Here is a 13,942-nt window from a genome sequence, read left to right as displayed (position 1 = left end):
CCCCGCTTACGCGTGAATAAACTATTATTTAGCTTGTGCTTGTTCAGCTAAGAATTCTAATGTACGAACTAACTGTGCAGTGTAGCTCATTTCGTTATCGTACCAAGCAACTGTCTTAACCATTTGGTGTTCACCAACAGTCATTACACGTGTTTGTGTTGCATCGAATAATGAACCGTAAGTAATACCGATGATGTCTGATGATACGATTTCGTCTTCAGTGTAACCGAATGATTCGTTAGAAGCAGCTTTCATTGCAGCATTTACTTCTTCAACTGAAACTTCTTTTTCTAAGATTGTAGTTAACTCAGTTACTGAACCTGTTGGAACTGGAACACGTTGCGCTGATCCGTCTAATTTACCTTTTAATTCAGGGATAACTAAACCGATTGCTTTTGCAGCACCTGTTGAGTTAGGTACGATGTTGTTCGCTGCTGCACGTGCACGACGGAAGTCACCTTTTGCGTGTGGTGCATCTAATGTGTTTTGATCACCAGTGAATGCGTGAACTGTCATCATTAAACCTTCGATAATTCCGAATTCGTCGTTTAATACTTTAGCCATTGGTGCTAAACAGTTTGTAGTACATGAAGCTCCTGAAACGATCTCTTCTGAACCATCTAATACGTCATGGTTAACGTTATATACTACAGTTTTTAAGTCACCTTTTGCTGGCGCTGAAATTAATACTTTTTTAGCGCCTGCTTCGATATGCGCTTGAGCTTTTTCTTTATCTGTGAAGAAACCAGTACATTCTAAAACTACGTCGATTCCAAGTTCGCCCCATGGTAATTCAGCAGGGTTAGGATTTTCGAATGATTTAACTTCGCGACCGTTGACACGGAATCCACCTTCAATAACTTCAACTTCTTCTTTGAAACGCCCTTGTGTTGTATCATATTTTAATAAATGCGCTAACATTTTATCGTCTGTTAAATCGTTAACCGCTACTACTTCAATACCTTCTACCTCTTGTAATCTTCTGAATGCTAAACGTCCGATTCTACCAAACCCGTTAATTGCTACTTTTACTGCCATAATGTATGGCCTCCTTTAAATGTCTATTTTTAAGGGGTATACCCTTTACTACCAACTTCATCATACATCCTTATTATAATCAAAATACACAGAAAAATAAAAATATTACACTTCTGATATTAAGATTTCCTTTGAAACTACTGATTCATCAGCCAGTTACCTACAACTGAATCTGTAATCAATACTGTATGCTTCGGAGCTATCTTCAGATAGGAAGCTATCGCTTCTTTCTTACTATTTCCTCCTGCTACAGCGATGATTCTTTTATCTTCAGTAAGATCATCAAGATGTATACCAATTGTTCTTACACGATAAACGATGTTGCCATCCTCATCAAAATAATAACCGAAAGCTTCGGCAACAGCATTGCCATCCATCAGTTTCTTCATAACTTGTGGTGACGAGTGTCTTCGTTCCGCCATCTTCTGAGCTGAACCAATGCCATGCAGTACAATATCTGCCTGTTGAATATGATGTAATACACGTCTAACAGACTGTTCTTCAAGAAGTGCATTATAACCTGCTTCACTTACTTGGTCCGGGACATAAAGAACTTCGAACGTCCCACCCGTCTGTTCAGCCATCAAATGCGTTATCGCATTAGCTTGAAAAGAAACTTCTTCACCTAATCCGCCACGCGCAGGAATAAAATTGATAGATTTATCTGTAGGACGCATTGAACGCGCAATGTGCGCCATTGTGGATCCTCCAGTTACAGTTACTCTAGTCCCATCTTCAAAACAGCTTTCTAGATACTCGCTTGTCGCCTGACCCATCCTAAGCTTCACTTCATCATCGATGTCTGCATCACCACTTACAACGATCACCTTTTGAATAGCAAAACGACTTTCAATTGCATGTGCAATATGTTCTAGCCTAGTCAAACTATCCATAGAAGCTTTCATCTTGTAAAGCACATCTTCGCCACTTTCAGTTACTGACATTCCTTTAGACGTAATGATAATCAAACCCTGTGTTTTTAATATATCCGTCTCAGTTCTAAGGATGCGTTCACTGAGGTGAACCGTTTCACTAAGTGCCCGTCTGCCAATCGGCTGTTGCAGCTCAATTGCAGAGAGTATTTGAAATCTTCGGTACATCTTGTCAACTAAATCAGGGACAAGCTTCTTTTGAACCTCAAATAAAGCATTCAAATACATCCCTCCTCAATTAGTTATGGACAAAATTTGTCCCGCTCGGGTCAAAAAGTAACTTGCGTTACACATACATAATAGCAAGTCCATCTATAGTAAGCAAGTAAAAGCTCCTAAAAAAATAATGAATACGCTTTCTTCAGTTATCGCTTAAATATTCCAGAATGGTCACAAAATCAATCTGGCCTTCCTGTATCACAACATCATTATGTAATAGTACTGGAATCGACATGAAATATTGCACTTCTAATGCTGGATCGCTCGTAATATTGATTTCGTTCACAGTGAAATCAATATCTTCTTGTGCTAGGGCAATTTGAATCTTTGCATCATTACAAAGTCCACATTGATTTCCTACTAATAAAGTAAGTTCTTTCATAAATACACTCCTTTTAATGTGATTTCGACCTAAATAATACTATAATATTAGCAGTAACGTTAAAAATATGAATGATATGAGCGCTTTTTTTGACTATCTTTGACTTTATAGTGTATATTAAATTTAACGAACTTTAAACGAATCTTAAGGAGGATTTACTAATGAACTTAATACCTACAGTAATTGAATCAACAAATCGCGGAGAACGCGCATATGATATTTATTCACGTCTGTTAAAGGACCGTATCATTATGTTAGGATCGGCTATCGATGACAACGTGGCAAACTCTATCGTATCTCAATTATTATTCCTACAAGCACAAGATGCTGAGAAAGATATCTACCTATACATCAACTCACCAGGTGGTAGCGTGACTGCTGGTATGGCTATCTATGATACAATGCAGCACATCAAACCTGATGTACAGACAATCTGTATCGGTATGGCAGCATCGATGGGATCATTCCTACTCGCAGCGGGTACAAAAGGAAAAAGATTCGCTCTACCGAATGCTGAAGTTATGATTCATCAGCCATTAGGTGGCGCACAAGGGCAAGCAACCGAAATTGAAATTGCTGCACGACACATTTTAAAAACTCGCGAAAAATTAAATCGCATCTTAGCTGAACGTACAGGTCAACCTATCGAAAAGATTGAAAAAGACACAGATCGTGATAATTTCTTAACAGCTGATGAAGCGAAAGCTTATGGCTTGATCGACGAAGTTATGCATCCAGCAGAATAAAGATATAAAAATAGCGTGTACTAAGTAAAAGCTCTTAGTACACGCTATTTTTTTGTAGTTAAAATGGAAAATAACTAATATTTTATTTCTTCAATTCAATATGTTCCCCATTTCTTAATTTCTCAGCAATCTCATCTATCTTTCTTAATCGATGATTCACTCCCGACTTCGATATCACACCGGTAGAAACCATCTCGCCAAGTTCTTTCAAGGAGATATCCTGATGTTGCACACGCAGTCTCGCAATCTCTCTTAATCGTTCTGGAAGTTCATCGATACCAACTTCTTCATCAATCAATCGAATATTCTCTACTTGGCGCATCGCAGCACCAATCGTCTTATTTAAGTTGGCCGTTTCACAATTGACAAGACGATTCACGGAATTTCGCATATCTCTGACAATCCTCACATCTTCAAACTTAAGTAATGCCTGATATCCACCTATAATACTCAGAAAGTCTGAGATTTTTTCCGCTTCTTTTAAGTACGAAATATATCCTTTCTTACGTTCCAAAGTCTTCGCATTCAGTCCATAACCATTCATCATTTCTGTTAATCCTTCAGAATGACTTTCATATAACGAGAATATTTCAAGATGATACGAAGATGTCTCTGGGTTATTTACAGATCCTCCTGCTAAAAATGCCCCTCTTAAATAGCTGCGTTTACAACATTCCTCTTTGATCAGTGATTGATCGATATGCTGCACAAACTGGCCATCTTGCAATATGCTTAGTTCATCAAGAATTTCTTTTGTCTTCATCTTGATGCGGCAAATATAGACATTATTTTTCTTTAATTTCATTTTCTTACGTACGAGTAATTCAATATCAACACCGAATATTTTCTTTGTCAAACTATATACACGTCGTGCAATGGCTGCGTTTTCTGATTGTACATTAATCACCCACTGCATATTCTGTATATTTAAATTTCCGTTCATCCGAATGAGCGCGGCAAGTTCTGCTTTACTACAGCAGAGATCTGTCTCTATCCGCGTCAATTCATTCTTCATCTCTGAAGCAAATGACAATTTATTCTCCCTCTTTCTGAGTGAATTCAATTGTACTGATTTCACTTAATGCTAATTCATAAATCATATCAGCGAGCACTTCATTATTATGACGTACCGCACCTTCCTCGTTGATTTCAACGAGATTATCATCTGTGATAAGCGTGATTCCCAAACGTTTAATATTCTCAGAGTCACACGTTACAAATTTTGAATTACGCTTTTCATAATTCTCGTTAATCTTATTTTGAAGTACAAGTTCATTGGCAATGACAAACTGAATAAATGGAGAGGCAACATGTTTATGAATCGCTTCTATATGGTCTGATACCGAGTAATCTGTCGTTTCACCTGGTTGTGTCATAATATTAGAAACGTAGAGCTTCTTCGCTTTACTTTCAATAACAGCGTCCCCTAGTTCACGGATGACTAAGTTTGGAATGATACTTGTATAAAGACTGCCTGGTCCCAATACAATGAGATCCGCCTCCAGAACTGCATCTATAGCTTCTTGCATCGGTTTGATATATCCAGGTGTCAAGAAGACACTATCTATTCTTTTGAACTTTAAAGGAATAAGAGATTCCCCGACAACAATTTCACCGTCTTCCATTACGGCATTCAATATCGGACTCGTATTTGTCGAAGGAATCACCGTCCCTTTAACGTTCAATATTTTACTTAGTTCTTTGACAGCATGACCGAAATCATCCGTGACGTCTGTCATTGCTGCAATCATTAAGTTGCCTACAGGATGCCCTCCGAGTGTATCCGAATTAAAGCGATACTGAAATAATTTCTCAAGCATGGGTTCTACGTCACTTAAGGCTGCAAGTACATTCCTAATATCTCCAGGTGCAGGGATATCCATGACATCTCTTATCTTACCTGTACTTCCTCCATCATCTGCAACAGTTACAATGGCGGTGATATCAACAGGATATTCTTTAAGCCCTCTCGCCATAACTGAAAGACCTGTACCCCCACCGATAAGACAGACTTTAAGCCTTTTCATTGATCGTTCCCTCAATAAGTGCATCTCTGTGGCGAGTATGAAGCTCAAAGTCAAAGAAGTCCTTTAATTCATTACTGATACGTTCACTTAATGCAACTGAACGGTGCTGTCCACCTGTACATCCGATAGCGATGACAACCTGACTTTTACCTTCGCGCATATAACCAGGAATGACGAACTTCAGCAGATCGATTAATTTCTGGTAGAACATTTCAGTCTCTTTCCATTTCATGACATAGTCATATACGAGGGGATCGAGACCTGTTAATTTTCTCATTTCTTCTATGTAATATGGATTCGGTAAAAACCTCACATCGAATACGATATCTGCATCGATGGGCAATCCATGCTTGAAGCCGAAACTCATCACATTAATCGTGAATATATTATCTTTGCCAGATCCAAAGATTTCAATCACTTTAGAGCGCAATGCTTTTGGCTTATACTCAGAGGTATCAATAATGTGTGTTGCAACCCCTCTTAAATCAGCAAGCAGCATTCTCTCCTCCTGAATCGCATCAATCAATGAAATGTTATCCTGAAGCGGATGTGTACGTCTTGTTTCTTTATAACGAGAAACTAATATTTGATCGCTTGCTTCGACGAATAAAACTTGTACGAGTACTTCATTTAGATTGATAATATTTTGAATTTCTTCTTGTAAACTATTAAAGAAATCTTTCCCACGCAAGTCAATCCCGATAGCTACGCGTGACAGAGATTCTGTATTATTATTCATCAGTTCGATAAACTTCGGCAGCAATATAGGGGGCAGGTTATCAACACAGAAATAACCTAAGTCTTCAAGACATTGAATTGCTACACTTTTCCCCGCACCGCTCATTCCAGTGACAACAACCAGTCGTTTATATGTATCTTCGTTCGACATATACATTCCTCCTCATCTTAATTTCATTCTACATGAATTCATAAAAATAGACACGCACAAAATGCGTATCTATTTTTATGAATATATTAATCATTCAAGCTTTCAATATAATGCTGAGCATTCTGTGCAGCAATACTGCCGTCACCTGTCGCTGTTACGATTTGACGAAGCTTCTTCTGTCTAACGTCACCAGCAGCGAATATTCCAGGAATATTCGTCTCCATCTCTTCATTCGTCATAATATAGCCGATTTCGTCAGTTATACCTAGATGCTGGAATGGTTTTGTCAGTGGCTGCATACCGATATAGATGAATACTCCATCTGTTTCAACATCTGTCTCTTTACCTTCATTATCGATCAATGTTACAGATCCGACTTTTCCTTCTTTTTCGTTGATTGATTTTAACGTACTATTCCAGATAAAATCAATCTTATCATTTTTAAATGCACGTTCCTGAAGAATTTTCTGAGCTCTTAATGTATCTCTTCTATGCACGATTGTTACTTTGTCTGCATATTTCGTTAAATATACACCCTCTTCAACTGCAGAATCTCCCCCACCAATTACTACTAAGTTCTTCTGCTTGAAGAATGCACCATCACACACAGCACAGTAAGATACACCACGTCCCCCAAGTTCTGATTCTCCTGGCACACCAATTTTCTTATATTCTGCACCTGTCGCAATAATAACAGCTTTTGCTTTTAACTGCTTGTCACCTAAATCCACAATCTTGTCATCGCCCTCAACAGTAATATTTTTAATATCACCATAAGTATATTCTGCACCGAATTTCTGTGCATGAGAGAACATCTTCGTTGAAAGGTCAGGTCCTGTGATCAAATCAAATCCAGGAAAATTTTCGACATCTGCAGTATTGGCCATCTGTCCACCAGGCATACCACGTTCAATCATAATCGTAGATAGGTTTGCTCTAGACGCATAGACTGCTGCTGTCATCCCGGCTGGACCAGCACCAACAATGATTACGTCATATTCTTTAATTTCACTCATAATTATACCTCCATGTTTGTTCAGTACTTATAATATACATGAATTCCAGGTTTTTAAATATTATTTTGCTTGAACTGTTCATACACCTTCATAAAATGGTAGCGCGTCGTGTTAAATTTTTCTATCACCGCACGTTTTGATAATTTTTCATTTCGTGCTCTTTCAAATAGGAAGTAGCAAACCGCTGTATATGCATTGATCTGCTTAAGATTTAATTTTTTGTCTATGATGGCCTCTGCCATATCAATCCATCGCTCCATCAGCTCCAGCCTGCCATCCTGATCATAGATTAATTCAAGACCTCTATGAATGAAGTCTAGTTTAACAAGCTGAATATTATGAAAGATATAAGAGAGATATAACTTTTCGTAATCCCCCATCTCTTCAAGCTGATTCCATACTTTCTGATTGATCATCAACGTCTTATCCTTGAGACGCGATAACAGAAAGATGCCAATAATACGACGATGCTGATCTTCACTATTTAAAAGCGGCATAACATCATCCATAATATAGGCTTCACCTTCAGCCATCTTACGTGGACTTACACCAGGGTGGCTTACAATCTCACCGAGCTGCTGAAAGAACATATCAGACTGCGATACATAGCCAAGTGCATAGCTTGAATAACTTAACGCATGCAGCATCTGTGAACTGTGAAACTTTCCTTTTTGATATAGTGGAAACAGCAGTTGATAGGATTCTGTATATTCCTTCAGGAAACTAAGTACGATACCCAGTTTAAATTTTTCGTCATCGTTAATCGGGATAATCGTTCTAAGTTTCTTCAAATAGGATTCATAAGTTTTCGTCTGATGTGTGTTGTATAGCAGTAAAGTATAGTGACAGAGCGCATTAATATCAGCAGGATTTTCCTCAAGTAATTGCTTTAATATCTTTGCCGCTTCATGGTACTTGCTATTAAATAGTAAAGTCATGGCCTTCAAATTGCGCACTTCAGTACGCATCTGAATATTATAAGGCTGAAAATCAATCCATTCTAAGGCAATATCGTAATTCATATGCTCAAAAAAATACTGAAAGATGTAATGGACGACAAAGTTTTCACTTTCTATCTCTACTTTAGTGACGTCATTATAAACGACTTCAAACATTTTTTTCAGCTCGTCAAGATATACATGGTCATCTGTGAGCAGACAATAATACATACCGAATAAAAAGGCTTTATTAGGATCACGTTGTCTAATAAAGAGCTGGCTCAGATCATAGAAGACATCTTCTTCATTAAAATCATCTTTAAAATAATCTATTAGATAATGCTGTGCTTTATCGAAATTACCAAGTTCCGAAAAACAAAAAGCAATGTGCTGTACTGTATCGTATCTGAGATTTAAATCCAGTGATTTTATGAAGAATGAGATGGCCTCTTCGTAATGATGTTCACTCTGCTTCTTTACTCCAATTTGATAATATTCATCTTCAGTTGCTGGAAAACGGATAACATTACTCATCCATCTCACCTCCGTTCGTTATTATTTTATGTGCATCGGATTACCGTATACAAAGGCATTCGCAGGAATATCTTTCGATACAACTGTCATTGCGCCAACCTTCGCACCATCACCTATTGTGACCCCCGGCAAGACTGTAACATTTGCACCAATTAATACATTTCTACCAATCGTAATCTTTCCAGTGCGATACTCGTCCGTCAAATATTCATGTGCAAGTAACGTTGCATTATACCCAATGATTGAGTTATCCCCTATTTTTATCAGTTCAGGAAACATCAGATCAGGCATCGCCTTATAAGCAAATGACACATGATGTCCGAGCTGCATCTTCAGACATTTACTGAACAGGTAATGTTTCCATTTCACTGATGGCAGAATGCGACACAATTCAATAACAACAAAGTTACGGCAAACCTTAAAGAATGAGACCGTCTTATACATCTGCCATAACGGATTAGGCCCCTCTAATCTATAGCGATTTAACTGACGCATAAGCGGAGCTCCTTATAGGTTCATTTACTTCACCATAACGCGGCAGTCGATATTTATAATTACGATAGAGCCATATTAAAGTCGCTGCAATCATAATCACGATCGAAATCACTTGGGCAATACGCAGATTTGATGTGAGCATCAAACTATCTGTTCTTAATCCTTCCACAAACACACGCCCAATCGAATACCATATCGTATATAAAAGAAATGTCTGACCAATCTTCAGTCGTTTACGTATCAATAATAATATAACAAATCCTGTGAAGCTCCATAACGATTCATAGAGGAAGGTCGGATGATAATATGCTCCACCAATATTCATCTGATCGATTATAAATTTCGGTAAATGCAATGACTCCAGGAAATCTCTTGAAACCATATCACCATGAGCTTCCTGATTCATAAAGTTTCCCCACCTACCAATTGCCTGTCCGAGAATGATACTCGGTGCCGCAATATCTCCAAGCTGAAAAAACGATATTCCTTTCTTTTTACATAAGAAATATGCCATACCAATTGCACCGATCAAACCACCGTGTATTGCTATGCCACCGTTCATAATCAACGGAATTTCAGAAAAATGATCCTGATAATAATCCCATTTAAATAATACATAATAGATACGAGCACAAATTATCCCCGAAATGATAGACCACATGACAATATCGATCAACGTATCTTCTTTAAAATGCTTTTTTTCTGTCTCTTTTTGAGCGATAAGATATCCGACTAAAATACCAAATGCAATAATAATACCGTACCATCTTACAGGATAGCCAAAGAGCTCGAATGCAACTGGATTAAATGGTGTCATGTTAAATCTCCTTTATCGACTGCTTTCTAATTTGTTCATTCAGGCGTTCATTAAAATCTTTTGCGGTGTTTGTTCCCATCTTATTGAGACGATAGTTCATCGCAGCAACTTCTATGATTACTGCTAAGTTACGCCCTGGTCTGATAGGGATCGTCTTCTTCGTAATTTGAGAATCAAGGATCGATAATTTTTCTTCGATTAATCCTATGCGGTCGTAAACTTTATCTTTATCCCATGTTTCTAGATTAATATTGAGCATTAGACGTTTCTCTGGAAGGACACTCCCTGCGCCAAACAAGGTCATTACATTGATGATTCCTAGTCCTCTAATTTCAAGAAGATGTTCTATCAGCTTTGGTGCTTTGCCCATCAGTACATTACGTGAAACTTCCTTTATCTCCACATTGTCATCTGCAACAAGTCGATGTCCACGCTTGACAAGTTCTAGTGCTGTCTCACTCTTACCTACTCCAGAATCACCGGTAATCAATACACCTACCCCATATACATCGACCAGAACTCCGTGCATCGTCGTTTCAGGCGCAAGCTCACTCTCAAGATAAGATGTAATCTTGCTGATTAAACTTGTCGTCGCTTCTTTGCTCTGAAGGAGTGGTGTCCCTTTACGATTACATGCATCGATTAGTTCCTGCGGGGCCGGAATGTTTCTTGTTAAGATAATACACGGTGTTTCCTTACGACAAAGCTTTACCATTCGTTCTGCACGTTCTTCCTTCGACAACGTTTCAAAGAAAGACATCTCAGTCGTCCCCAGTATTTGTATGCGATCGGAAGAATAGTGAGAGAAGAAGCCTGCCATCTCAAGGCCCGGTCGCGAAATGTCTGCATTAGCCACCGGGATTTCTATTGCGACATTGCCCGCTAAAAACTTAAGGTCAAATTTATCAATTAGTTCTATACTTGTTATCATAGTTTTCCTCACTTTCTCTTATCATTTATATTAAATAACTTTATATCAATTTACAATTCATAATCACCAACAAAACCCGAGCACTGCAGAAAATTATTAACAATTTCTACAGCGCCCGGGTTTAGCTAGAGATGATCTGACAATGACCTCAACAGTTATTTCTCTATATGATGTTTTAAATATTGACCTGTGTATGACTCACGCACTTGCATAATCTGTTCTGGAGTGCCGCTTGCGATAATCTGTCCACCGTTATCTCCACCTTCTGGACCGAGGTCAACAATGTAATCGGCCATCTTGATGACGTCCAGATTATGCTCGATGATCAGAACCGTATCCCCATTGTCAACAAGTTGCTGTAAAACTTTCAGTAGCCTTGCAATATCATCAACGTGTAATCCAGTCGTCGGTTCATCTAGAATATATAACGTTTTACCTGTACTGCGTTTATGCAGTTCCGAAGCTAATTTGACACGTTGTGCCTCACCCCCTGAAAGTGTTGTAGCAGGTTGTCCAAGCTGAATATACCCTAATCCAACATCCATGATGGTCTTAAGTTTACGCTTAATCTTAGGAATATTCTCAAAGAAATGATACGCATCTTCTATCGTCATCTCGAGTATATCTGCAATATTCTTATCTTTATATTTCACTTCCAGCGTTTCACGATTATAGCGTTTGCCATGACAGACTTCGCATGGCACGTAGACGTCAGGAAGAAAGTGCATCTCTATCTTGATAATGCCGTCTCCGTGACAAGCCTCACAGCGTCCGCCTTTAACGTTAAAGCTGAATCGACCTTTTTGATAGCCTCTTAACTTCGCTTCATTCGTCTGCGCAAAGACATCACGTATATCATCAAAGAGACTCGTATACGTCGCAGGATTTGAACGTGGTGTTCTACCTATAGGAGATTGATCAATATCGATTATCTTATCAATATGCTCTATCCCCTTTACCGCTTTATGAGGTCCCGGTTTTTCTTTCGATTTATATAGCTTCTGAGCAAGTGCCTTATACAGCACATCGTTAACAAGCGTACTCTTTCCGGAACCGGAGACTCCGGTTACCACCGTCATCATACCCAGTGGAATCTGAACGTCCACGTCCTTCAAGTTATTACTTATTGCACCTTCTACCGATAAGAATCTTCCATCCGGTGTACGTCTTTTTTCAGGAAGCTCTATTTTTTTTGCACCGCTCAAATACTGACCTGTCAGCGATTTCTTGTTCTTCATCACTTGCTTAGGTGTACCTTGTGCGACAATCTCTCCTCCGTGCACGCCGGCTCCTGGACCAATGTCAATCAAATAATCAGCGGCAAGCATCGTATCTTCATCATGTTCAACGACAATAAGGGTATTCCCAATATCTCTCATCGATTTCAATGTATCAATGAGACGGTCGTTATCTCTCTGATGCAGACCTATGGACGGTTCATCCAGAACATACATTACACCTGTTAATCTTGAACCAATCTGCGTTGCAAGTCGGATACGTTGGGCTTCTCCACCAGAAAGCGTTCCTGCTGTTCTATTTAAAGTGAGGTATTCCAGCCCTACATTATATAAGAATGTCAACCTTTCAGTGATTTCTTTCAGAACGAGTTCAGCAATTTGCTGTTCTTTCTTTGAAAGTTCAAGCTTACTGAAATATTGTAATGCCTCTCTGATAGATAACGTTACAACTTCTCCTATATGCTGACTATTAATCTTAACACTCATCGCTTCTTCAGAAAGACGATAGCCATGACACGTATCACAGACCTCATCCACCATATATTTCTTCATCTGTTCACGTGTATATTCTGAAGGACTTTCCTTGTATCTACGTTCAATATTATTCACAATACCTTCAAACTTCATTACACGTTTACGTGTTACACCATTATCCTGTCTGAATGTAAAGGAAATATCATCTGAATGTCCATACAGGATGATGTCCTGATCTTTCTTAGATAAATCTCTAAAAGGTGCTTTCATAGAAATCCCAAAATGTTTACATGCCTGCTTGAGTAATGTCGGATAATAGTTCGAACTGATGGGCTCCCATGGCACTAATGCACCATTTGTTAATGATTTGCTATCATCAGGAATGACAAGATTTAAATCGACTGTTAATTTTGTACCTAGTCCATCACAATCGGGACATGCACCAAACGGGCTATTAAACGAGAACATTCGAGGTTCTAGCTTATCTATTGAAAATCCACAAATTGGACAGGCATGATGCTCTGAAAACTTCAACTCATCTCCGTCGATCAAATCGATGACAACGTTACCTTCTGCAAGTTTCAATGCATTTTCGAGAGAATCTGCCAGGCGGGTCTCAATGCCTGGTTTCACAACAAGTCGGTCTACGATAACATGGATATCATGATTTGTATTTTTATTGAGATCGATTGTTTCAGAAGCATCATAAACTTCACCATCTACCATGATACGTGCATATCCTTTTTTTGAGATCTCTTCTATGAGTTTCTTGTGCGTTCCCTTTCGGCCCTGCACTATTGGAGCCATAACTTGTATCTTTGTTCTTTCCTCTAATGCCATAACTTGATCCACCATCTGCTGTACCGTCTGTGACTCGATAGGGATACCATGATTCGGACAATAAGGTGTGCCGATTCTAGCATATAGCAGTCTTAAATAATCATAAATTTCTGTAACAGTTGCAACTGTACTTCTCGGGTTCTTACTTGTTGTCTTCTGGTCAATCGAAATTGCAGGGGATAAACCTTCTATCGTATCCACATCCGGTTTATCCATCTGTCCTAAGAATTGTCTGGCATATGCACTCAATGATTCCACATATCTACGCTGACCTTCAGCATAGATGGTATCGAATGCAAGACTAGATTTACCTGAACCTGATAATCCTGTCATAACAATGAGTTTATCTCTCGGAATTTCAATATCAACATTCTTTAAATTATGCGCTCTTGCGCCTTTGACGATAATAGATTTATTCTTCATCCG

The 13,942-nt window shown here is 38.7% G+C and carries 13 protein-coding genes; 1 reads left to right on the top strand and 12 read right to left on the bottom strand.

Going from position 1 to position 13,942, the window contains the following annotated elements; translation table 11 throughout:
- Positions 1–24: 24 nt before the first annotated feature.
- From gap to ACZ2V4_RS05560, 3 genes are all read right to left on the bottom strand, one after another.
- The gene (gap, locus tag ACZ2V4_RS05570; RefSeq protein ID WP_012656429.1) at positions 25–1,038 is read right to left on the bottom strand and encodes a type I glyceraldehyde-3-phosphate dehydrogenase; all 1,014 of its coding nucleotides are present in this window, start codon (positions 1,036–1,038) and stop codon (positions 25–27) included.
- Positions 1,039–1,175: 137 nt separating this feature from the next.
- A complete protein-coding gene (locus ACZ2V4_RS05565) occupies positions 1,176–2,198 on the bottom strand; it encodes a sugar-binding transcriptional regulator (protein WP_423245840.1) in 1,023 nt (340 codons plus the stop codon).
- A 133-nt stretch (positions 2,199–2,331) separates the two neighbouring features.
- Complete coding sequence (locus ACZ2V4_RS05560) at positions 2,332–2,571, bottom strand: glutaredoxin family protein (protein WP_219494110.1); 240 nt, start codon at positions 2,569–2,571, stop codon at positions 2,332–2,334.
- Positions 2,572–2,732: 161 nt separating this feature from the next.
- Here ACZ2V4_RS05560 and clpP point away from each other — a divergent pair, with 161 nt between their 5' ends.
- Positions 2,733–3,317, top strand: coding sequence for an ATP-dependent Clp endopeptidase proteolytic subunit ClpP (gene clpP / locus ACZ2V4_RS05555; protein WP_283719990.1), 585 nt, complete (start codon positions 2,733–2,735; stop codon positions 3,315–3,317).
- 82 nt (positions 3,318–3,399) lie between these two features.
- Here clpP and whiA read toward each other — a convergent pair whose 3' ends face one another.
- The 9 genes from whiA to uvrA all read right to left on the bottom strand — a co-directional run bounded on the left by whiA (position 3,400) and on the right by uvrA (position 13,939).
- Positions 3,400–4,350 (bottom strand): DNA-binding protein WhiA, encoded by a 951-nt coding sequence (gene whiA, locus ACZ2V4_RS05550; RefSeq protein ID WP_219494106.1) that lies wholly within the window; start codon positions 4,348–4,350, stop codon positions 3,400–3,402.
- Between the two features lies 1 nt (position 4,351).
- Positions 4,352–5,344 carry a gluconeogenesis factor YvcK family protein gene (locus ACZ2V4_RS05545; protein WP_490514597.1) on the bottom strand — a complete coding sequence of 331 codons (993 nt, stop codon included), beginning with the start codon at positions 5,342–5,344 and terminating at the stop codon, positions 4,352–4,354.
- Positions 5,331–6,239: an RNase adapter RapZ gene (gene rapZ / locus ACZ2V4_RS05540; protein ID WP_413474230.1), complete on the bottom strand. Its 909-nt coding sequence runs from the start codon at positions 6,237–6,239 to the stop codon at positions 5,331–5,333. The genes ACZ2V4_RS05545 and rapZ overlap by 14 nt, the downstream gene beginning before the upstream one ends.
- Before the next feature lie 80 nt (positions 6,240–6,319).
- Entirely contained in the window at positions 6,320–7,249 is a 930-nt protein-coding gene (gene trxB, locus ACZ2V4_RS05535) for a thioredoxin-disulfide reductase (protein WP_219494100.1), read from the bottom strand.
- 53 nt (positions 7,250–7,302) lie between these two features.
- Entirely contained in the window at positions 7,303–8,721 is a 1,419-nt protein-coding gene (locus ACZ2V4_RS05530) for a tetratricopeptide repeat protein (RefSeq protein ID WP_490514596.1), read from the bottom strand.
- A gap of 21 nt (positions 8,722–8,742) precedes the next feature.
- Positions 8,743–9,216: an acyltransferase gene (locus ACZ2V4_RS05525; RefSeq protein ID WP_219494096.1), complete on the bottom strand. Its 474-nt coding sequence runs from the start codon at positions 9,214–9,216 to the stop codon at positions 8,743–8,745.
- On the bottom strand, positions 9,194–10,033 hold the full coding sequence (gene lgt / locus ACZ2V4_RS05520) for a prolipoprotein diacylglyceryl transferase (RefSeq protein WP_420496410.1): 840 nt from the start codon (positions 10,031–10,033) through the stop codon (positions 9,194–9,196). Before lgt ends, ACZ2V4_RS05525 begins: the two co-directional genes overlap by 23 nt.
- Before the next feature lies 1 nt (position 10,034).
- Entirely contained in the window at positions 10,035–10,964 is a 930-nt protein-coding gene (gene hprK, locus ACZ2V4_RS05515; RefSeq protein ID WP_219494091.1) for an HPr(Ser) kinase/phosphatase, read from the bottom strand.
- A gap of 155 nt (positions 10,965–11,119) precedes the next feature.
- Positions 11,120–13,939, bottom strand: a complete 2,820-nt coding sequence (gene uvrA, locus ACZ2V4_RS05510) for an excinuclease ABC subunit UvrA (RefSeq protein ID WP_219494089.1) — start codon at positions 13,937–13,939, stop codon at positions 11,120–11,122.
- Positions 13,940–13,942 lie beyond the last annotated feature (3 nt).

It is taken from the genome of Macrococcus sp. CoH-51_TC_04 (genome assembly GCF_058188655.1).
This window is presented reverse-complemented; position numbering and strand designations above follow the sequence as displayed.

What these genes read in the sequence shown, in the direction of transcription:
- rapZ (WP_413474230.1), bottom strand. Translation starts at nt 6,239, where the DNA reads ATGTATATGTCGAACGAAGATACATATAAACGACTGGTTGTTGTCACT.
- ACZ2V4_RS05545 (WP_490514597.1), bottom strand. Translation starts at nt 5,344, where the DNA reads ATGAAAAGGCTTAAAGTCTGTCTTATCGGTGGGGGTACAGGTCTTTCA.
- hprK (WP_219494091.1), bottom strand. Translation starts at nt 10,964, where the DNA reads ATGATAACAAGTATAGAACTAATTGATAAATTTGACCTTAAGTTTTTA.
- gap (WP_012656429.1), bottom strand. Translation starts at nt 1,038, where the DNA reads ATGGCAGTAAAAGTAGCAATTAACGGGTTTGGTAGAATCGGACGTTTA.
- clpP (WP_283719990.1), top strand. Translation starts at nt 2,733, where the DNA reads ATGAACTTAATACCTACAGTAATTGAATCAACAAATCGCGGAGAACGC.
- ACZ2V4_RS05525 (WP_219494096.1), bottom strand. Translation starts at nt 9,216, where the DNA reads ATGCGTCAGTTAAATCGCTATAGATTAGAGGGGCCTAATCCGTTATGG.
- ACZ2V4_RS05565 (WP_423245840.1), bottom strand. Translation starts at nt 2,198, where the DNA reads ATGTATTTGAATGCTTTATTTGAGGTTCAAAAGAAGCTTGTCCCTGAT.
- lgt (WP_420496410.1), bottom strand. Translation starts at nt 10,033, where the DNA reads ATGACACCATTTAATCCAGTTGCATTCGAGCTCTTTGGCTATCCTGTA.
- uvrA (WP_219494089.1), bottom strand. Translation starts at nt 13,939, where the DNA reads ATGAAGAATAAATCTATTATCGTCAAAGGCGCAAGAGCGCATAATTTA.
- trxB (WP_219494100.1), bottom strand. Translation starts at nt 7,249, where the DNA reads ATGAGTGAAATTAAAGAATATGACGTAATCATTGTTGGTGCTGGTCCA.
- ACZ2V4_RS05530 (WP_490514596.1), bottom strand. Translation starts at nt 8,721, where the DNA reads ATGAGTAATGTTATCCGTTTTCCAGCAACTGAAGATGAATATTATCAA.
- ACZ2V4_RS05560 (WP_219494110.1), bottom strand. Translation starts at nt 2,571, where the DNA reads ATGAAAGAACTTACTTTATTAGTAGGAAATCAATGTGGACTTTGTAAT.